Below are 21,281 nucleotides of genomic sequence, written 5' to 3'. Positions count from 1 at the left end.
CGAGAATTCAGCGATTTGTAATTAGTCAGCCTTTTTTTCTAGATTTTTTGAAATGCTTCGATTTTTACCTTCCAGATACACCATCAGAATAGAAATATCTGCTGGGTTAACCCCAGAAATACGGCTGGCTTGACCGATGGTTTCTGGATTAATAAGTTTGAACTTCTGGCGAGCCTCAGTCGCGATAGAGTCAATGTCATCCCAGTCGATGTTGGCTGGAATGCGTTTTTCTTCCATGCGTTTCATCTTGGCAACCTGATCCATGGCTTTTGAAATGTAACCTTCATACTTGATTTCTGTTTCAATCAATTCGATAATTTTGTCATCTAACTCTTCAGCGGCAGGTCCGATGAAGGCAACCACATCTTGGTAAGAGACTTCTGGACGACGGAGGAATTCCTTGGCTGTCACCGCATCTGTCAATGGTTTGAACCCCATTGCTTCAACCTTGGCGTTAGTTTCCTTGACCGGCTTGAGTTTGATGCTGTCTAGGCGCTTCATCTCATTGTCAAATTGATTTTTCTTGATCTCAAAGCGTGCCCAACGTTCATCATCAACAAGCCCAATCTCGCGTCCCATCTCAGTCAAGCGCATATCGGCATTATCATGACGGAGAATGAGACGATATTCAGCACGACTGGTCAAGAGACGGTAGGGTTCAATGGTCCCCTTGGTCACCAAGTCATCAATCATCACTCCGATATAACCGTCACTGCGCTTCAAAATCAACTCAGGCTTGCCTTGGATCTTCAGAGCCGCATTGATACCAGCGATAATCCCTTGGCCAGCTGCTTCTTCGTAACCTGACGTTCCATTTGTCTGGCCAGCTGTGAAAAGTCCTGAGATTTTCTTGGTTTCCAGAGTCGCACGCAATTGATGAGGCAAGACCATGTCGTACTCGATAGCATAACCAGTTCGCATCATCTCTGCATTTTCCAAACCTTTAATGGAATGTACCAAGTCACGTTGTACATCCTCAGGAAGGCTGGTTGAGAGACCTTGGACATAAACTTCTTCTGTATTGCGCCCTTCTGGCTCAAGAAAGAGTTGGTGACGTTCCTTGTCTGCAAAGCGTACAATTTTGTCCTCAATCGACGGACAGTAACGAGGTCCCACTCCCTTAACCACACCTGTAAACATAGGCGCACGGTGGAGGTTGTTTTGGATAATCTCATGACTGGTACTATTGGTATAGGTCAACCAGCACGGTACTTGGTCTTTAACATAGTCCTCATCACGTGAAGTGTATGAGAAGTGATTAGGCGCTTCGTCTCCTGGCTGAATCTCTGTCACATCGTAGTTGATAGAGGAAGCCTTGACACGTGGAGGGGTTCCCGTCTTGAAACGACCGATTTCGAGACCAAGTTCCTTGAGATTGTCAGCGAGGTTAATAGAAGCTAGGCTATGGTTAGGACCTGATGAGTACTTGAGGTCTCCGATGATGATTTCCCCACGGAGGGCAGTTCCTGTCGTCACGATAACAGCCTTTGCAGCATACTCTTGATGAGTCGCTGTACGAACACCGACAACCTTGCCATCTTCCACCAAAATCTCATCAATCATGGTTTGACGAAGGGTCAGATTCTCTTGATTTTCAACTGTCTTGCGCATTTCCTTAGAGTAGAGCTCCTTGTCAGCCTGCGCACGAAGGGCACGGACAGCTGGCCCCTTCCCTGTGTTGAGCATCTTCATCTGGATGTAAGTCTTGTCAATGGTTTTGGCCATCTCTCCACCAAGGGCATCAACTTCACGCACAACGATCCCCTTGGCAGAACCACCGATAGAGGGGTTACAAGGCATGAAGGCCAGCATTTCAATATTGATGGTCGCAAGTAAGACCTTACAACCCATACGACTAGCAGCTAGGGAAGCCTCGACCCCAGCATGTCCCGCACCAATTACAATAATATCGTATTCTTCAGTAAAATTATATGTCATTTCTTAACCTTTCAAAAATTTCTCGCAAATAAGGAACTAACTTCTCCTCCTCTAGAGCTTGAGCCATAGTAACCCATTTAAAGTGCGTATGCTCTTCAGGATCTAATCTGATAATTGGCTTCTCCCCAACCCACTCTGCTTTATAAACTAAGCGAGTAAAGACAGTATCCTTAGAGGTATCCAGTTGACTATCTTCGTGAAGAATCTTGAGCGAACTGCTGTCTAGCCTAACTCCCGCTTCTTCAATACATTCTCTAAGAGCTCCATCTCGCGGAAGTTCACCCTTTTCAACCCCACCACCAGGAATATCCCAGTAAGTTGGATAAACGTTGGGTTGTCCTCTTTTAATTTCCGAACGCTGAATGAGCAAATAATCACCACCACTATGAACAAGCACATGAGCAATAAGCTTAACCATCATTTTCTCTCCTATTCGTTAAGATGGATGTGTCGTAATTGTCCGTCCCAATTTGGTAGGGCTGTTTTTAAAAAGGCTGGAACCAGCTGAATACCCTCAAGCTTATCCAAGTCAATCCACTCACAGGGCTGCATTTTCTCATCTTCCTGCATGGTCAATGGGGCATCCTCAAGTAAGTCCACCAGATAATGAAACTCGATATTGTGGTAATTAACGCCGTCTTCTTCAAAACGATTTTCAACCACGAAAGCTAATTGCCCAGCTTGAGCTTTGATACCCAGTTCTTCCCTCACTTCACGGACTACCGCTTCTTCCGTTCTTTCATTGACTTGAATAGCGCCACCAATGGTGTAATACTGGTTCTTATCTTTGGTGACTAGAAGTTTACGATTTTGGAGAATCAAGGCTGTCGCCCGAACGCCAAAAACCGTATTTTCTACTTTTGTCCGAAAGTCTTGTTGAATCATCTTTTTTCCTTTCCTCTAAATGACACAAAAACAGTCAAAACTCCAAAGAAGGGCAGGACAAAAAAGCCTGCAACATCCATGAGCTTTGACCATCATGACTATTGTTAAAGTTATTTTATCAAATCAAATCGTTTTGTCAATGCAAATCACTGTTTGAGCAAGGTCTGCACACTGACGATAATCATCTGTATTCCTATCGAGAATAGTAAAAGTCCCATCATTTTCGTTATAATTTTCATCAAATTTTCTCCCAAGAAGCCTGCAATTTGTTTTGCACTTCTTAACAGGAGATAAGTGATGACACATAGTAGAGCAAAAGCAACTACGGTTATCAGTTGATTCTGCAAACCTCCATTAGCCAGACTTAAAGCAGTTGTAATTGTACCTGGTCCCGCAAAAAGTGGCATTGCAAGAGGAGAAATAGCAATAGACATTGGATCTGAATTTACTGCTTGCTGCTCCATTCCTTTATAGCTGGGTGAATGATTACCATTAATCATATGATAACCGATAACGGCCACTAATATTCCACCAGCAATTCTGAAAGAAACAATTGTAATTCCAAATACTTTAAAAATGAAATCTCCTGAAAAGATAAAAACAGTTACAATAACAAAGGCAATCAAAAGACTCCTAAAAGCAATTTTTCGTGAAATTTTTTGACTATCATCTGCTACTAAAGCCATGTAAGCAGGAAGATTTGAAATTGGGTTCATTATAGCGAAAAATGCCATAAATGCATAAAAAAATTGAGAACTCATCGTTTTTACTTAACTCCAGTTAGACATACTGACAAACCTTGCCATCGCGGTAGGCATTATCAATCAAACCACCACCGAGACATTCTTCACCATCGTAAAAGACAACTGCCTGTCCTGGTGTAATGGCGCGTTGTGGCTCCGCAAAGATGACTTCTGCCTTATCTCCTTTGACATGTACAGTCACCTTCGAGTCAGGTTGACGGTAGCGGAATTTAGCCGTACATTCTAATGTAAATTCCTCTGGCATATCACGAGTAAAGTGAACCTGACTGGCTTCTAGGCTGGTTGACATGAGCGAATCATGGTAGAATCCTTGTCCGACATATAGGATATTCTGGCTCAAATCTTTTCCGACAACGAACCAAGGGGCATTGTCCCCACCGTGTTGCCCACCGATACCGAGTCCGCCACGCTGACCAATCGTATAGTACATAAGGCCTGCATGCTCCCCCATATCGCGTCCATCTACGGTCATCATGCGACCTGGCTGGGCTGGCAGGTAGTTGCTGAGAAATTCTTTAAAGTTCTTTTCTCCGATAAAGCAAATCCCTGTCGAGTCTTTCTTCTTGGCAGTCGCAAGACCTGCTTCTTCTGCTAGTCTGCGAACTTCAGGCTTTTCCAAATGCCCCAGAGGGAACATGGTTTTTTGGAGTTGTTCTTGAGAAAGTTGGCTGAGGAAATAGGTCTGATCCTTGCCATTGTCCACGCCACGAAGCATGTGAACAGTGCCATCCTCATCACGCGCCACTCGGGCATAATGCCCAGTTGCTACATAGTCTGCACCCAAGGTCATGGCATAGTCCAAAAAGGCTTTGAACTTGATTTCCTTGTTGCACATAACATCTGGATTTGGCGTGCGTCCTGCACGGTATTCCGCTAGGAAATACTCAAAAACACGGTCCCAGTACTCTTTTTCAAAATTGACAGAGTAGTAAGGAATACCGATTTGATCTGCCACTGCAGCCACATCCTTGTAATCTTCGGTCGCCGTACAGACGCCGTTTTCATCTGTGTCATCCCAGTTTTTCATGAAGATACCGATCACATCGTAGCCCTGCTCCTTGAGAAGAAGAGCCGTCACCGACGAATCGACACCACCACTCATCCCCACGACAACACGTGTTTTAGAGTTATCACTCATGGTAAGTCTCCCATCTATTCGTTTATTCACGATTGAAGGTCGTGTTTGCATCCACGATTGAAGGTCGTTTGAGCAGTTTTCATTATAACATGCTTAGATAGAGAAGACAAGGAAGAGGCTGATAATCTACCAAGCTCTTATGTAAATACATGAAGATAAGGATACAAAAAGGCAATTCATACCTAACCCCCTATTCTCTTTATAAACTTACTTTTAAAATCAGCTAAAAATGATATACTATAATAAGGAGGAACGCGCACATGATTCCTTACATATACCATCATCCATGTGCGTATAACTATTGTGAACAACTACAAAGATATACTAAAATCAAAAAATACCCTGTTTACTATTATAATTATTGCAGGTTTTGGACTTTTGACAGGCTTAGTCCTCCATCAAGAAAAAATCCAAGCAGAGAGAGGGAATGTTGCTCTCGTCAACCATCAAAAGAATCATCAAGATGTTGAACAAGTAAAAAACGCTATTAAAAACTTCAATATTGATTCTGAAACCATTATAGAAGATTGGAAAAAAATCCAAGAATTGAAACCAACTACTGATGAAGGCAAAAAAACACTAGCAGACTTTCTTACTTCTACTGCCGATAAAGTCACAAATCATTATAGTGAAAAAGCTTTAAAACTAGATATAAAAGATTCTGATAGCCAGTTTCAAGATAAACAAACACTCGAAACAGCCATTACTTCCTTACAAAAAATACTAGAAATCATTAAAAATATCAATTCTGCAAACGATCAAACTGCTCTTGAAGAAAAGATTAAACCAATTCAAGAACTAATCTCTAAATTTCAAAAACAAATTGAAGTCTTGACTAAAAAAGAAGAACAAAAGTCTAACCAGACTGAAACGACTAGTAGCGTTCAGAGAGTAGAATCCTACAATTCAGAAGATAGCAACTACACTCCAACCTACTCTGAATCATATGGAAACCTGAATAATTCCCAAGCACCTGCAGCTGAGCAATATTCATCTGGTAGTGGTGGAAATAATGTTGTCAATACAGGAGATCAAGCAGAGGCTAATACCAATAGTAATAATGCTGAAGATAGCAATACAAATAGTCATCAACCTACTAATTCAGGTGTAGAAAATCCATAAACTTGTCAGAGCCTTAATAAATCTGCTACCACTAATGTTTACATCAAATAAAAATAATAGTACATAAAAAGAGCCATTCCAGGCTCTTTTTTAGGGCTCTATGATATTTGTAGTAGGTAAATTCCCTATAGATATTATGGAGCCAATTATTGATTAAAACTTTAGTCATCTTCGTCTCTATAAAAATATTTTCTATACACCCTTGATAATACCAAAATTAATGCCAATATCATACCAAGAACTATAATAATAGAATTTATTAGATTTATTTTAGTATGTCCAATCACTAGTCCAATAATTGGACTAGTAGACATACTTAGATATAATAAAAATAACAAAAAATGAATCTCACCAATTCCTGCAAAAAAATGTTTCATGTAACGATTCTCCATTTGCTCCATTAAATCAGTTTTATTTTAGACTATCATAAAACAATCAATCCTTCCACAAAAACCATTGGCGAAATACTATTCTAAACCATTGATCATCCAGATTTTCCAGAATAGAGCTGTCCTAACCATCGAACAGATTGAATCCATACGATTCTAAGTTTAGAATTGCTATAAAATAAATGTTTTGAGGTTGTTCTAAGTCTTTTATTGCCTAACATTTTACTTTTTGAAGGATTCTAAAGCTAGAATAGCTCAAAATCACGAGAACTAAGGTATTCGAAGCTTAAGAGTCATACGATTTCCATAGGAATACTCCATTCTTATTAAGCCTAATTAAAGTGTAATCCTAATAAGTGATCCTCGACTGTGTTTGTAGTACTTAGTTACCTAGATAAGACTATTTCCCTTTATCATATCTGATTTTAAGCCATTCTAAGATTTCACCCATATTTCTATTACTTGCTATTTTTAAATAATTCATACTCTTTTTCTCTGATAAAGGGAATTGAAAAATTAGAGAAAAGAAGTAAAACCGAAAACAAATAACCTGCTTTTTGAATCACTAAAAGATATCCTAAAACTAAGTAAGCTATAGCATCCAATGCGAAAAGAAAAAATATTCTCCTCTTCATTAAAGTACTTGCATCAAATAATCTGATAAATAAAAATTTTATCATAGTATCTATACAAATTTTTATCAAAAAGATAAGAGTCAGTACAGAAATATCAACTGTACCATGAAGAATAAAAGGAAATATAGCTAATATGAAACTAGAAATCTCTAAATATTTTATCCAAGGAAATTGATACACCTCGCTTCTAAACTGACTAATTTTCTTATATTCGTTAGTCAATTTAGTAGCAAAACCTTTATCAATTAAATGAAAAATTATCAACTCTGTAATAAAAACACTTATTAATACGATATAAGTGAAAAAATTTTCTGGGAAAAATTTATTGATTAAAATGGGGAAACTCATTAACAGAACCGAATTTATGGCTAGACAGATAGATACTATTTTATTTTTCACAGAATATAGAGGTAGCGATACTATTGAGTAGATAAAAGCTAAAAAAATAAGTAAAAAATACTCCGTGTTACTGATTATCGGCTTAAATGACAAAAATATATACATCCAACAAACGATAATATGTATTTTTCGAATCTTATCTACATTACTCATCTGTCTAATCCTTCCCAGGGATAAAAGTTCCCGTTAATATCACAACTTCTATTATTATTTGGTAATACTAACTTCATAAGATTTCCCTTCTTGAACGTGGCATGGTTAGGATAGTGTCCTAACTATAGACAGCTTACTTTTCATCTCTTCATCACCTAGATAAGATGCTCTTTTTTGCCTAATCATGTTTTATAAATGAACAAATTTGTAAAACTAATTTGTTGAAATATTTTCATTTATTGAACTCACAAGACGAATCTAGATTATCTTCTTATTGCTAATAAATATCCTTCGTGATTTCATCTTATGATACTCTCTGTTCATACAGAAATTAAAATTATTTCTTAACCAACTTGTATAATAGAAAAAATTTAATTGATTGATTCTGATGAGCTGTATCTTAATTTTATCAAGCTTGTTGGACCAGTTGTTATTGTTACTAATAGAAATCTCATACATCAGTAACTCGACAAGAGCTGTACACAGAAGGGTGTTATGAAAATCTTCAATTGTTTTCAAAATATCCTCAAAGAGGTCACTATTCGCTAAAAAGGTGGATTGGTTGATCGCATCATACAGCAGAATACACATTAAATCAGAATAACTTAAATCTGATTTTTGTATTTTATCCTTTAACGCATTGGTCAAATCCCTGTCAAACGAATCTTCTTTTTGCCATTTATTTTGATTGAAAAGAAATTCCGTCTTATTAAAAACGAGATGGTTGATATCCATTATAGTCCAGAAAAATATTGTAGTAAGCATGATGATAGCAAAAGGAATTTTTAAAATAAATGCTAGGATAATGGCTATCTCAAGAAAGAAACTCCATATAATTCTAAATTTTAAATCATCCGTAGACAAGCTTTTACGATGGAATGAAAAATAGGGTGAGAATCTCGCATTTACTTTCTTCTTTCCTATAAAAATAAAAGGAAAAATCGTAATAAGACCTTCTTTCTTGTATACATCTTTCAATGCATATAGTAGATCTAAAACTATTTTTGAGATAAGCAAACTACAGAAAGTAAGACACATACTGATCATAAAATCAAGGGGAATTTCTCGATTCAAAGGTAAATTATTCACTAAGACATACAACTCTAACCACAAGACCAAAAGAGGGAGCATTAGTAAGAAAATAATTAGTTTACGCATTATAATTTTACAATATCCTTATTCTAGTTCGCACAAGGCAAAAAATTATCCTAACTCCTTGATTATAAACCTAATACAAATGTAGCAATTTCAATCATCAAAAAATGCAAACTGACAAAGTTCCTGCTAAAACACTATGCTCCCATCAAATAGAGTGTCAGCAAAAATAAAACAACCGAAATTGGCAGGAAAGCAGCACGATTTGTTTTACAAAAAATGGCATAACAAAGACTACCTATCGAAAATGACAGAATAACTTCAATAGTTATCTTTAGAGCAGGGTAATATATATTTTTAATAAAAAGAATTAAAAGGATAAACAATACCAATGAACAAAGAACGGATTTGATATAAAATTTTAAATGAGTCATAATTTATTTTTTAGATTCTACCCACTATAGATAAAATCACCTTTCTTATTTTCTTCTCATGATATCCACTTTAATGTCTTGATTAGAACTTCTGTGAATATAAATATGGTAAATGAAAAATCAGGATTCTAACTAAAAGCAATTGATGAAATAAGCAAATCTTACAGCAAATTAAATTTATCCAGAAGCTCTCATGTAATGATTTTAAATCCTAATGAATCTAATCAATGCAGATTTTATTTTGACAGTAGTTCTATAACAACTCTAAATAACACTGGTGTTGCTAGAATCAAAATAACCCCTGCCACAAAGACAATGATTACCCGAAATAGATCTTTATTTTTACGCATTGAAACAACCTCCAATCTATTATTTTCTAGCTACATGATACCTCTTATTTACTTTCTATATTCTTATGATACAATATGTTTAATAGAATTCAATTTATTGTTAACTTTTTTCACGAAAAGGAGAACATCATGCGCTATGATTTCGGAAAAGTATATAAAGACATACGTGAGTCAAAAGGATTGACCCAAGAAGAGGTCTGTGGAAAGGTCCTTTCAAGAACCAGCCTTTCCAAGTTTGAAAGTGGCAAGGCAACTCCCAAATATGAAAACATGGAGTTTCTTCTCCGTCAAATCAATATGAGTTTTGAAGAGTTTGAATACATCTGCCATCTCTATCAGCCAAGCCAGCGAACAGAAATCATGCAAACCTATCTCAATACGAGTTCCATCTTTGGTACCAGTAGTCTAGTCAATTTATTTGAAACATGCCAAGACTATCTCAAGATTCATCACGATATCCCTATAGAGGAAATCAGAGATATGCTGGAAATTGTCATTTATATCCGTCAACATGGAACAGGGCAACTTTCAATCCAAGTGGAACAAACTGTAAAAAAGCTTTGGGAAAAAATTGAAAAACAAGATACATGGTATGAAAGCGACCTAAAAATCCTCAACACCATACTTTTTAGCTTTCCCATCGAACACCTCCACCTCATCACTGAACAAATCTTGCAGCGCTTGGAAGAATATAAAAACTATCGACATTTATATGAATTACGAATGACAATCCTACTCAATCTGTCCACCATCTACTTGTACAATCAAGATAAAAATACCTGTCAACAAATCTGCTACACCTTACTAGAGGATGCCAAGAAAAAGAAAAGATACGATATTTTGGCAATCACTCATGTTCGAATAGGTATTTGCACTAGTAATGATCATCTTATTCAAAAGGGCTTCTCCCTTCTAGAACTAACTGATGAAACCTCCATGCTAGCCTACCTCAAAAAGGAAGTGGAGACCTATTATCAAGCAAAGGAAATATAAAAAAGTCGAGGAAATCCCTCGACTTTTGCATCTTATTTTGTTCGTCAGTTCTTAGTACCAACCGTTGTTAAGCCAGAAGTTCTTAGCTGCAGTCCATGAACCGTAACGTCCTGCTACATAAGCGTCTGCTACACGTTCTTGGTTTTCTGCTGAGTAGTCACCGTTCAAGTATGAATCTGTCAATTGGTAACGTCCGATGTAACGTCCGTTTGTAGCTGTGTAGCTACCGCCTGATTCTTTTTGAGCAATCCATTCTTTAGCTTCTGCTTCAGATCCGCTTACAGTTGAAGTTGATGCTGAAGTTTCTGTTGTAGCAACAGTTTCTTCTGCAACAGTTACGCTTGCTGCTGGTGCTTCATAAGTTGTTGTTTCAGTAGTTGCAGGTGCTGCTACTGGAGCTTCTGCTGGCGCAGTTGAAGTAGTTGAAGTTGCTGGTGCTTCACCATCAATCACCAATACTTGGTCTACATAAATCAAATGAATATCTTTAATCTTATTTTTTTCTGCCAATTTTTCAACAGTTGTATTGTATTTTTCAGCGATTCCTGATAGAGTGTCACCTGATTTTACTGTGTAAGTTGTTGTTTCTTGTGCAAAAGTAAGTGATGGTGCAAGGAAAGCAAGCGCTGCTGCTACTCCTACAAGTCCTGTTTTAATTTTGTTAGTTGTTGATTTCATATTAAAAGATTCTCCTTCTTTCTTATATTTCCATCATACCCTACTATTATTACTGTTTCTTGACGGTTTTATGTAGAAATGTTACAAGACTATGTTTTATTTCGCTTAAACAGCCTCTTTTTGTTACAAAAGGCTTGATTTTATAGGCTTTATGAGGATTTTAGATATTTTATCATGGAATTGAGCGCTTGCATCTAATCTTTGATATAATAGAGGTAAGAATCTTTTTAAGGGGAAACAGATGCAATCACTTCGTTTTCAATCTGTCTTTGATATCATTGGGCCAGTCATGATTGGCCCATCTAGTAGTCATACGGCAGGAGCTGTTCGTATCGGTAAAATCGTCTCTTCTATCTTTGACGATACTCCAACCGAGGTCGAGTTCCAGCTTTTTAATTCTTTTGCAAAAACCTATCGAGGGCACGGAACTGATCTCGCCCTAGTCGCTGGAATCTTAGGAATGGACACAGATGATCCAGAAATTCCAAATAGTTTAGAAATTGCCCATAAGCGTGGCATCAAAATTGTCTGGACCATCCAGAAAGACAGTAACGCCCCTCATCCAAACACTACGAAAATCACTGTTAAGAATGAGCACAAGACCATCAGTGTGACAGGAATTTCAATCGGTGGTGGAAATATCCAGGTAACAGAGCTCAATGGCTTTGCCGTATCCCTCAACATGAACACTCCTACCATTATCATCGTTCATCAGGATGTTCCTGGTATGATCGCTCACGTAACAGAGGCCCTCTCTCGCTTTGACATTAACATCGCTCAAATGAATGTAACTCGAGAAAAAGCTGGTGAGAAAGCCATTATGATTATCGAAGTTGATAGCCGCAACTGTGAAGAATCTATCGAAGAGATTCGTAAAATTCCTCATTTGCATAATGTCAATTTCTTTCAATAGGAGAAAATATGTTTTACTCTATCAAAGAATTAGTCCAACAAGCCGAACTTGATTTTAAAGGAAATGTTGCGGAACTCATGATTACGACCGAGTTTGAGCTAACTGGCCGAGAACGCGAAGAAGTTCTTCTCCTCATGGAGCGTAACCTTGAAGTCATGAAAGCTTCAGTTGAGCTTGGTCTTAGTGAAAAAAAATCTCGTAGTGGCTTAACAGGTGGAGATGCTTCCAAGCTCGACCACTACATCAAAAAAGGAAAGACCCTATCAGACTTCACTGTCTTGTCTGCAGCTCGTAATGCTATCGCCGTTAATGAACACAATGCCAAGATGGGACTGGTCTGTGCAACACCTACTGCTGGTAGTGCAGGCTGCCTTCCAGCTGTTCTCACTGCTGCTATTCAAAAGTTGGATTTAACTCATGAACAACAACTAGACTTCTTATTCGCTGCAGGTGCTTTTGGACTCGTGATTGCTAACAACGCTTCTATCTCGGGAGCCGAAGGTGGCTGCCAGGCCGAAGTCGGTTCAGCTTCAGCCATGAGTGCCGCTGCCCTAACCCTAGCTGCAGGCGGAACGCCTTATCAGGCGAGTCAGGCTATCGCCTTCGTTATCAAAAACATGCTCGGTCTTATCTGTGACCCCGTTGCAGGTTTGGTTGAAGTTCCTTGTGTCAAGCGGAATGCCATGGGAGCAAGTTTTGCCTTCATCGCAGCCGACATGGCTCTGGCTGGTATTGAATCCAAAATTCCAGTTGATGAGGTCATTGACGCCATGTATCAAGTAGGATCTAGCTTACCAACTGCCTTTCGTGAAACTGCTGAAGGGGGACTCGCTGCCACACCTACAGGTCGTCGCCTTCAAAAAGAAATCTTCGGCGAATAATTTCATCATTATGAGGAGAATCAATGTCATCTATATCTGCTATCTTTTTTGACTTAGATGGAACGCTAGTTGATAGTTCTATCGGTATCCATAATGGTTTCACCTATACCTTTGACCAACTTGGAGTTTCTAGTCCTGGTGCCAAAACCATTCGAGGTTTTATGGGGCCCCCACTAGAAACCAGCTTTGCTAGTTGTTTACCAGCTGAGCAGATAGAGGAAGCCATCCAGCTCTATCGTTCTTATTATAAGGAAAAGGGTGTGTACGAAGCCCAACTCTTTCCACATATCAAAGATTTACTTGTAGAACTAGCTGAGCATTATCCTCTTTATATCACTACTACGAAGAATACACCAACCGCAGTTGACATGACTAGAAATTTTGGGATTGACCACTTCTTTGATGGCATTTATGGTTCAAGCCCTCAAGTCCTACACAAGGCAGATGTTATTCGTCAGGCTCTGGAAACTCATCATCTAACTCCCGAAACAGTTATTATTATCGGAGATACCAAGTTTGATATGATTGGTGCCCAAGAAACTGGCATTAAAAAATTAGCGGTTACTTGGGGATTTGGCGATGAAAAGGAGCTCATGACCTATCATCCTGACTGGATTGCTCACCACCCAACAGACATTTTACACCATCTACAATTAAAACGCTAAAACAAAAGACTCCCAGCCTAAAAGTTAGGTTTGGGAGCTTTTTGTCTGATCATAATGAGGAGAATGACATTCCCCATATTCATCCAATTATTCAAAAGGGGAAACTTCTTCGCTTTCAACTTCTTTAGGTCTATTGATTGTTACTATTTCTACTTCCTTACTTGGCATAGCTAGCAGAACTAATAGAGCAAAACGTCCGACCATTGGAACAAAGTGAAGGAAGATAAAGGCCCAGTGGAAACCTCCATCACGCAAACGACGAATCTTTAACGCTAAAGTAGGCAACAAAAGGAGTAGAGCCAAAATGGCATAAATACTGACAACCAATATAACTAAAGTAAAGTTCAGAGCAGGACCTTGGTTTATCTCTTCATTGAAGATAAGGATATACAGGGGTAGGAACAAGATATGATTCATCAGCCAAACCCACCAATACTCTGGACGTGTTGAGCGGCCTGTAAAATCTGCATAGCCTTTAAAGAAATTTTTATATGCTTGAATCATAAGTTACTCCTAATTTTTTATTTACTATATCTATTCAATAACAAGTTTGTTCAAAAAACTCTGAAAGTCTCTCCAAATCTAAAAAAAAAGATACTATCCCTTCCCTCCTGTCAAAAAGAGTTCTAGGGATAATACCTTACTTTTATTATGAATCAGCGTGAGTTGTTTCATTGGCAAAACCGATAATGGCTTGCTTCAACTCTGAACCTTGCAAGGCACGGAATTCTTCAATCTTTTGATTGATGACTTCAAGTGGCATGACATTAACCTTACCAACAAAAATCTTATCCATGACTTGATTATCAACTAATTCAGTAGATACTAACAACTCCTCATAGAGTTTCTCACCTGGACGAATCCCCACTTCTACAATCGGAATTTCATTTTCAGTACGTCCACTAAGAAGAACCATTTTCTTGGCCAAATCATAAATCTTAACTGGTTTGCCCATATCAAGGATAAAGACCTCTCCATCTTTAGCATAAGCTCCTGCATGGATCACCAAACGGCTAGCTTCTGGAATGGTCATAAAGTAACGAGTCATACGGAAGTCTGTCACAGTCACTGGACCACCCTCTGCAATCTGACGCTCAAATACTGGAATCACACTACCACGGCTACCAAGAACATTCCCAAAACGAACCGCACAATAGGTAGATTGACTACGTTGGTTGAATCCTGTAACAATCAACTCTGCCACACGTTTGGTAGCTCCCATTACGTTTGGTGGATTAACGGCCTTATCGGTCGAAATCATAACCATCTTCGGTACCTTAGCGGCGTCAACTGCCTTGGCAACATTGTAAGTTCCGAGGATATTATTTTTAAAGGCTTCTTTTGGATTACGTTCCATCATTGGCACGTGCTTATGGGCAGCAGCGTGGTAAACAATGGCTGGTTGGTACTGCTCAAATACTTGAAGCAAGCGATCGTAGTCTTGGATGTCTGCAATCACAGGAACATAGTCAATTCCTTGGAAGCTTCGAATCAATTCATGATAGATCAGATAAATGGAGTTTTCCCCATGACCCAAGAGAACCACGCGCTCTGGATTAAAGCGACTAACCTGACGGCAAATCTCAGACCCAATAGAACCTCCTGCACCTGTCACTAAGATGGTTTTTCCAGTAATTTCTGAGCCTAGACGTGACTCATCTAGTTGAATTTCTTTACGTCCCAAAAGGTCAGTAATATCGATTTTTTGGAAACCACCTACCTGAGGATGCAATCCTTGTACAACCGACTCAATCTTGGGCATCTTATAACACTTCAAGCCAAGTTGGTTACACATTTTTAGGATACGCTCATACTCTGATGGATCGAGAGAAGGAATCGCAACGATAACTTTTTCAATCTGATGACGTTTAGAGAGTTCTGGCAACTGTTCATAAGATCCTAAGACTGGGATTCCACCTAGTTTTTGACCTTTTTTCTTTTCATCATTATCCAAAATACCCACTAACTCAAGATCACTCGTAGGATGTTGGTAGCTGTTCATAAAGAGAGCTCCACCGTCTCCCGCACCAATCAAGAAGGTACGACGATGTTCCCCTTCTCCATCACCCTTTTTGCGTCTTGAATAGATCAACTGCCAAGTAATACGTGGGAGCAAGATCAAGAAGGTGCTGAGCAAGATAAAGAGAACGATGAAACGCACAGAGAAAAGTGGCAAGAAGGCATAGCAAAGGAGATAGGACAAGACACTGCTGACACTTACTCCGATGAATATCTTCATAAAGTCTGTGATTTTGCTATAACGACTAATGCTAGCATTGAGCCCCCAGAATCCAATCATGATTTGATAGAAAAGGAAGGTCAAGCTTGTATAGATGACATAGTCCACAGGAGCTGGATTGATCAATCCATAAAACAAGATGTAAGAAACAATGATTGAGGAAATCATGCTGGCAGCATCAAAAATCCCCCAAAAGACTTGTTTTTGTTGTTTATTTAACACTTCAACCAGATCAATTACATAATCTGTCATTTTTTTATTCATGTGAATGGTATCCTCCTACACAAAATCACATTTTCTAGTAATTACAAGACATTTTTTTAAACTAATTAGCTATTTACTTTTTCTCAATAGTTTTAAAAAGATAAACTGTCGGACAAAGCCTGGACATAGGGCAACGACAACTTGGATTAAAACACTTTTCAGATACTCACCATAAGAAATCTGTCCACGCGCGTGCATTCTTTGACGTGCCTGACGATAGAGTTTAAGATAGCGAAGGCCACCACGGCGTTCAAACATCCCTGCTCCCACGCGTACCTTACAAAGAATCTGATCCACATTTCCAGTCCGAGCACCAGCACTAATCATATTGAGCCAGAGCAAATCGTCTTCCATATAGAGCCCATCTTCGTAGTTACCTGCCTTGAGAACCATCTCTTTTTTAAACATAACAGTCATGTGATTAAAAGCACTTCTCATACGTTGGTAGGCGATAATCTCTTCGTGCTTAATCGGCACACGACGGTAAGAAACAATTTCATCAGGTTGATTGATGAATTCTGCAATATGACCGCCTAGTAGATCCAATTTCCCCTTTTCCATCAAGTCAAACTGTTGCTCGAAACGATCTTCAACAGCAATATCATCCGTATCCATACGGGCAATGACATCATACTGACACTGCAAAACACCATACTGTAGTGCCAAGCCCAGACCACGGTTTTGCTCCAGTGGACAACGTTTGATTGGAATACTTGACTGTGCTACCAATTTTTCCAACACTTGATAGAGTTCAGGTGTCAATGGACCGTCTTCAACGATAACCACTTCACTAGGCTTAAGCGTTTGATGTAAGATACTCTCTACCGCTTCTTCTAGAAAGGTAGGATTTTCTTTGATATAGACTGACATCAAGACACTAAATTTCCGATTTTCAGACACAGTTTTTCTCCAATGTATATATTTTCTTTCACTATTTTATCACAATTTTTCAGACTTTCCTATTTTTATTTGAATCCCAGAAAAAAACTAGTAAATATATTGTCCTTATTTTCTATGATTTCTATCGGCTACGTAGCGAATCACGTCAGGTCAACTTGACATCTTTAGGAAAAAAAATTAAAATAAGCTGTTATCAAAATCAGCTTATTGAGGTGCACATGAACAAACGATCACTCTTTTTTATTCTAGGAATTATCTTAATCGGAGCGGTCTTAAGAGCTCCTTTCACAGCTTTACCAACTGTTTTGGGAGATATTGCCCAAGATTTAGGCGTGGAAGTTAGTTCACTTGGTGTTTTGACCAGTCTCCCTCTCTTGATGTTTGCTCTTTTCTCCTCTTTTGCGACGCGTTTGGCTCAAAAGATTGGACTTGAGCATCTTTTTACCTACAGCCTCCTCGTCTTAACCATCGGTTCAGTGATTCGTATCTTCAATCTTCCCCTTCTCTATCTGGGAACCTTACTCATCGGAGCAAGTGTCGCTATTTTTAACGTACTTCTTCCTAGTATGATTCAGGCAAACTACCCACAAAAGATTAGCTTCCTGACAACGGTTTATGTGACGACTATGGGAATCGCGACAGCACTAGCTTCCTACCTCTCTGTACCCATTACTCAGGCAACATCTTGGAAGGGGCTGATTCTCTGTCTGTCCATGGTCTGCCTGCTAACCTTATTGGTCTGGTTCCCCAACCATGGCCACAATCATTTTCTAGAAGGGCATGAAGAGAAAAAAGAAAAAGAGAATATCCTAAAAAGCAAGCAAGTTTGGGCTATTATTGTCTTCGGTGGACTTCAGTCCCTACTCTTCTATACCAGCATGACCTGGTTACCAACCATGGCCATCAGTGCAGGGCTAGCTCATACGGATGCCGGACTTCTGGCTTCTATCTTTTCACTAATTAGCATTCCCTTCTCCATGACCATTCCAAGTTTAACGACGCGTTTGTCAAATCGTCACCGTCAAATCATGTTAGCAGTCATCTCTCTGGCTGGTATGTTAGGAATTGCTATGCTTTTATACCCAAGTAGTAATTTCTTTTATTGGCTGATGGCTCACCTCTTGATTGGCACGGCCTGTAGCGCACTTTTCCCCTATCTCATGGTTTGCTTCTCTATTAAAACAAGCTCGCCTGAAAAAACGGCTCAATTATCTGGACTTGCCCAGACCGGTGGTTACATTCTAGCTGCCTTTGGACCAACTCTCTTTGGTTACAGTTTTAACATGTTCCAGTCTTGGGTTCCAGCGGTACTGATTCTTCTAGTAATTGATATCATCATGACAATCGCCCTCTTTATGGTGGATCGAGCGGATAAAATCCTTTAGAAAGTTTTTAGAAGTTACCACAAACAAACACACTTTGAAAGCCAGACTGAGTCTGGTTTTTTTGTATGAGTATATATTTAAAAAGCATCATACATATACTAGGAGAAAAATGTGGTTTTTGATATAATAAAATATGTAGAAACTAATTAAGAAACGAAAAGGCAGATTAGTTTTAACTAGCAATAATTACTATTTCAAAGTGAGGACATAGTATGGATGAACAGAAATACAATTTGGAACAAAGTATAGCAGAGTTAGGTAAGCTCCTTGACTTATCAGCAGAGGAGACCGATAAGACTGCCTGTGAAGCTCTAGCAAAAAAAGCAAAAATAATTTATGAGAAATTTCCAGAATATGAAGAGATTGCTTTGCAGTATGCCAGGATTTTGCTCATTTTATCTACCAAGCAGACTGTGTTGAAGGAACTGGAGACTACTGCTAAAAAATTAGAGAATTTGCAACAAAAATTCCCTGAATCACATGATATAGCAGAAGCATTAGCTGGGACTTTGGTCCTTTTATCATTCGAGCAGACTGTATTGAAGGAACTAGAGACTACTGCTGAAAAATTAGAGAATTTGCAACAAAAATTCCCTAAATCGAATGATATAGCTTTGCACTATGCTAGGTTTTTGTTCATTTTATCAAGCAAGCAATCTGTATTAAAAGAACTCGAAGCTACTGTCGAGAAATTACAGAGATTGCAGCAAAAATTTCCTGAATCGCATGATATAGCTTTGCACTATGCTAAGATTTTAGTTAATTTATCAATCGAGCAGACTGTGTTGAAGGAACTCGAAGCTACTGTTGAGAAATTACAGGAATTACAGCAAAAATTCCCTGAATCGCATGATTTATCTTTGCAGTATGCTAAGATTTTAGCTAATTTATCAATCGAGCAGACTGCGTTGAAGGAACGGGAGGCTACTGTTGAGAAATTACAAGAATTGCAGCAAAAATTCCTTGAATCGCATGATTTAGCTTTGCACTATGCTAGGTTTTTGTTCATTTTATCAAGCAAACAGACCGTGTTGAATAAACTTGAGATTGTTGCTGAAATATTAGAGAATTTGCAACAAAAATTCCCTGAATCACATGATATAGCTTTGCCGTATGCCCTGGTTTTATTTAATTTATCAAATAAGCAGACTAAGTTAAAGGAACTAGAGACTACTGCTGAAATATTAGAGAATTTGCAACAAAAATTCCCTGGATCACATGATATAGCAGAAGCATTTGCTATGATTTTGTTCAACTTATCAATTAAGCAGACTGTGTTGAAGGAACTAGAGACTACTGCTGAAATATTAGAGAATTTGCAACAAAAATTCCCTGAATCACATGATATAGCAGAAGCATTTGCTAGGACTTTGGTCCTTTTATCGTTCGAGCAGACCGTATTGGACGAACTGGAGACTACTGCTGAGAAATTACAGGAATTGCAGCAAAAATTCCTTGAATCGCATGACATAGCTTTACAGTATGCTAGATTTTTGTTCGTTTTATTAATCAAGCAGACCGAGTTAAAGAAAATCGAGGCTACTGTCGAGAAATTAGAAAAATTGCAGCAAAAATTTCCAAAATCCGAAGAAATTGCTTTTATATATAGCACGGTCTTAGCAAGCTTATTTGAACACCAAACAGAGTTAAGCGAACGTCTGCAAACCACAAAAATAATTAAAAAACTCTATGAACAGTTCTCCAAATTTATGTTACAAAATTTTGATGATCTATTTTTTCATGATGATAATGTTTGTTATAGAGAGGAGTACAAGCTATTCAACTTTATCCTAAAAGAAGGTCTTTTAAAGAATACTAAATATGCTATTTTACAAACATGGGTAAAACGTTATAAAGAAGACTCGAGTGAACTAAAGAACTTGCTATCTATTTATCAACTTGTTCAAAAAATCAAGTATCAACTTGGGCTAAAAGACGAAGATAAAAATCAGATGCTTAAATTCGGCCACTACACCAAGGGAAGCACTCTCCAAATTATGTTAGATCAAGAGGAGAATGAAAAGAAGAAAAGTACTTTTTCGGTATCTGGGAAAACTCGCTTGTATAATGCTAATTATATGAATGATCCTGAAGAAGGAATCGTCATAGAACAGATATTAGGTTTAGATAGACGAGATATCTTAGAACCAAGCTCATGGTTTTTAATGAGTTTTACAAACAAAACGGATGATCTGGCCATGTGGTCCCAGTATGGTGATGATGCCAAAGGTGTTTGTCTAGTACTTCGTGAAGATGATTTTTCTAGATTTACTTCCTTCAATGATGTTTCGTGGCGTCAAGAAAAAAACATTTTAGAATTCTCTGATAAGATGTATTTACTGAAATCTGAATTAAATAGTGGTTTTGAAAAATCTATCTCTCGGAGTGAAAGCGAAAATTCAGTCGATACTGTTAATGATGAAGGAACTGAACCGAATTCTGTAGAAAAAGCTAGTGATTCAAAAGGGAATCGTGATTATCTCTACCGAATTGCCTATGTTAAGCATATAAAGGAAAATTTAAAACTAGAACGAACTGAACTATTTGAGAAGTCGGAAATAGAAGAATTAGAAAAATTGTTGAATAGTTTAAAAGAAAAACTAGATATCGGTTCAAAAGTCACGGAGGAGAACTATCAAAATGCTATTTCTGAATGTATCGAAGAAATTCGCTACTTATTTAAATCTGTCGATTACAAATATGAAAACGAACTGCGCATCTTACGCTATGCTAATCTAGACCCAAGTAACGATAAAATAAAAATTGATAAAGAATCTGGAATTGGTAAACTTTATGTAGAACGGGAAAACCCAATTCAAATTGAGAAGGTAATTTTTGGTCCTAAGTTTCCAAATCCAGAATATGTAACGCCTTTACTGAAGCTATTGGATAATGATATCAAATATAAAAAATCTACGATAAAATTCAGATAAATTTCTCAGAAAATCCTCTAATCTTCTAGTTTTCACTAGAAGATTTTTTATATATAAAAATTTTACACATATTACTTGACAGGGCTTACATTTAGATGTATGATGTATGTGTAGAATAATTATATATA

The 21,281-nt window shown here is 38.1% G+C and carries 19 protein-coding genes; 7 read left to right on the top strand and 12 right to left on the bottom strand.

Annotation, left to right across the window (positions count from 1 at the left end):
* Positions 1-21 precede the first annotated feature (21 nt).
* From mnmG to mnmA, 5 genes are all read right to left on the bottom strand, one after another.
* On the bottom strand, positions 22-1,938 hold the full coding sequence (mnmG, locus tag QM374_RS02665) for a tRNA uridine-5-carboxymethylaminomethyl(34) synthesis enzyme MnmG (RefSeq protein WP_320692747.1): 1,917 nt from the start codon (positions 1,936-1,938) through the stop codon (positions 22-24).
* On the bottom strand, positions 1,928-2,359 hold the full coding sequence (locus QM374_RS02660; protein WP_414310794.1) for an NUDIX hydrolase: 432 nt from the start codon (positions 2,357-2,359) through the stop codon (positions 1,928-1,930). The genes mnmG and QM374_RS02660 overlap by 11 nt, the downstream gene beginning before the upstream one ends.
* 8 nt (positions 2,360-2,367) lie before the next feature.
* Positions 2,368-2,823: an NUDIX hydrolase gene (locus QM374_RS02655; RefSeq protein ID WP_414310793.1), complete on the bottom strand. Its 456-nt coding sequence runs from the start codon at positions 2,821-2,823 to the stop codon at positions 2,368-2,370.
* Between the two features lie 146 nt (positions 2,824-2,969).
* Positions 2,970-3,584 carry a MarC family protein gene (locus QM374_RS02650; RefSeq protein ID WP_002894248.1) on the bottom strand — a complete coding sequence of 205 codons (615 nt, stop codon included), beginning with the start codon at positions 3,582-3,584 and terminating at the stop codon, positions 2,970-2,972.
* 19 nt (positions 3,585-3,603) lie between these two features.
* Positions 3,604-4,725 carry a tRNA 2-thiouridine(34) synthase MnmA gene (mnmA, locus tag QM374_RS02645; protein WP_414310792.1) on the bottom strand — a complete coding sequence of 374 codons (1,122 nt, stop codon included), beginning with the start codon at positions 4,723-4,725 and terminating at the stop codon, positions 3,604-3,606.
* A 303-nt stretch (positions 4,726-5,028) separates the two neighbouring features.
* Here mnmA and QM374_RS02640 point away from each other — a divergent pair, with 303 nt between their 5' ends.
* The gene (locus QM374_RS02640) at positions 5,029-5,847 is read left to right on the top strand and encodes a hypothetical protein (RefSeq protein WP_414310791.1); all 819 of its coding nucleotides are present in this window, start codon (positions 5,029-5,031) and stop codon (positions 5,845-5,847) included.
* 161 nt (positions 5,848-6,008) lie between these two features.
* On the opposite strand, the gene QM374_RS02635 is transcribed toward QM374_RS02640, so the two are convergent.
* The 3 genes from QM374_RS02635 to QM374_RS02625 all read right to left on the bottom strand — a co-directional run bounded on the left by QM374_RS02635 (position 6,009) and on the right by QM374_RS02625 (position 8,584).
* Positions 6,009-6,224, bottom strand: coding sequence for a hypothetical protein (locus QM374_RS02635; RefSeq protein WP_414310790.1), 216 nt, complete (start codon positions 6,222-6,224; stop codon positions 6,009-6,011).
* A gap of 470 nt (positions 6,225-6,694) precedes the next feature.
* Positions 6,695-7,423 (bottom strand): hypothetical protein, encoded by a 729-nt coding sequence (locus QM374_RS02630; protein ID WP_414310789.1) that lies wholly within the window; start codon positions 7,421-7,423, stop codon positions 6,695-6,697.
* A gap of 258 nt (positions 7,424-7,681) precedes the next feature.
* Positions 7,682-8,584, bottom strand: a complete 903-nt coding sequence (locus tag QM374_RS02625; RefSeq protein WP_414310809.1) for a hypothetical protein — start codon at positions 8,582-8,584, stop codon at positions 7,682-7,684.
* Positions 8,585-9,431: 847 nt separating this feature from the next.
* Here QM374_RS02625 and QM374_RS02620 point away from each other — a divergent pair.
* A complete protein-coding gene (locus QM374_RS02620) occupies positions 9,432-10,295 on the top strand; it encodes a helix-turn-helix domain-containing protein (RefSeq protein WP_414310788.1) in 864 nt (287 codons plus the stop codon).
* 51 nt (positions 10,296-10,346) lie between these two features.
* Here QM374_RS02620 and QM374_RS02615 read toward each other — a convergent pair whose 3' ends face one another.
* Positions 10,347-10,973, bottom strand: a complete 627-nt coding sequence (locus QM374_RS02615) for a LysM peptidoglycan-binding domain-containing protein (protein WP_414310787.1) — start codon at positions 10,971-10,973, stop codon at positions 10,347-10,349.
* A gap of 241 nt (positions 10,974-11,214) precedes the next feature.
* Between QM374_RS02615 and sdaAB the strand changes: the two genes are divergently transcribed.
* From sdaAB to QM374_RS02600, 3 genes are read left to right on the top strand one after another with little or no spacing between them, the layout of a single operon-like run.
* Positions 11,215-11,886 carry an L-serine ammonia-lyase, iron-sulfur-dependent subunit beta gene (gene sdaAB / locus QM374_RS02610; RefSeq protein ID WP_414310786.1) on the top strand — a complete coding sequence of 224 codons (672 nt, stop codon included), beginning with the start codon at positions 11,215-11,217 and terminating at the stop codon, positions 11,884-11,886.
* An 8-nt stretch (positions 11,887-11,894) separates the two neighbouring features.
* On the top strand, positions 11,895-12,767 hold the full coding sequence (gene sdaAA / locus QM374_RS02605) for an L-serine ammonia-lyase, iron-sulfur-dependent, subunit alpha (protein WP_414310785.1): 873 nt from the start codon (positions 11,895-11,897) through the stop codon (positions 12,765-12,767).
* Between the two features lie 23 nt (positions 12,768-12,790).
* The gene (locus QM374_RS02600; RefSeq protein ID WP_414310784.1) at positions 12,791-13,432 is read left to right on the top strand and encodes an HAD hydrolase-like protein; all 642 of its coding nucleotides are present in this window, start codon (positions 12,791-12,793) and stop codon (positions 13,430-13,432) included.
* A gap of 87 nt (positions 13,433-13,519) precedes the next feature.
* Here the strand turns inward: QM374_RS02600 and QM374_RS02595 are convergent, their stop codons facing one another.
* The 3 genes from QM374_RS02595 to QM374_RS02585 form a co-directional block, all read right to left on the bottom strand.
* Complete coding sequence (locus QM374_RS02595; RefSeq protein WP_414310783.1) at positions 13,520-13,936, bottom strand: DUF805 domain-containing protein; 417 nt, start codon at positions 13,934-13,936, stop codon at positions 13,520-13,522.
* A gap of 145 nt (positions 13,937-14,081) precedes the next feature.
* Entirely contained in the window at positions 14,082-15,935 is a 1,854-nt protein-coding gene (locus QM374_RS02590) for a nucleoside-diphosphate sugar epimerase/dehydratase (RefSeq protein ID WP_315640169.1), read from the bottom strand.
* Positions 15,936-16,004: 69 nt separating this feature from the next.
* Entirely contained in the window at positions 16,005-16,835 is an 831-nt protein-coding gene (locus QM374_RS02585; RefSeq protein WP_414310782.1) for a glycosyltransferase, read from the bottom strand.
* 218 nt (positions 16,836-17,053) lie between these two features.
* On the opposite strand from QM374_RS02585, the gene QM374_RS02580 reads away from it, so the two are divergent.
* A complete protein-coding gene (locus QM374_RS02580) occupies positions 17,054-18,220 on the top strand; it encodes a CynX/NimT family MFS transporter (RefSeq protein ID WP_414310781.1) in 1,167 nt (388 codons plus the stop codon).
* A 212-nt stretch (positions 18,221-18,432) separates the two neighbouring features.
* Positions 18,433-21,153 carry a hypothetical protein gene (locus QM374_RS02575; RefSeq protein ID WP_414310780.1) on the top strand — a complete coding sequence of 907 codons (2,721 nt, stop codon included), beginning with the start codon at positions 18,433-18,435 and terminating at the stop codon, positions 21,151-21,153.
* Positions 21,154-21,281 lie beyond the last annotated feature (128 nt).

This window comes from Streptococcus infantis (assembly GCF_047465525.1).
Lineage (GTDB): Bacteria > Bacillota > Bacilli > Lactobacillales > Streptococcaceae > Streptococcus > Streptococcus infantis_R.
The sequence above is the reverse complement of the archived record's forward strand: the minus strand, read 5'-3'. Positions and strand labels throughout refer to the sequence as shown.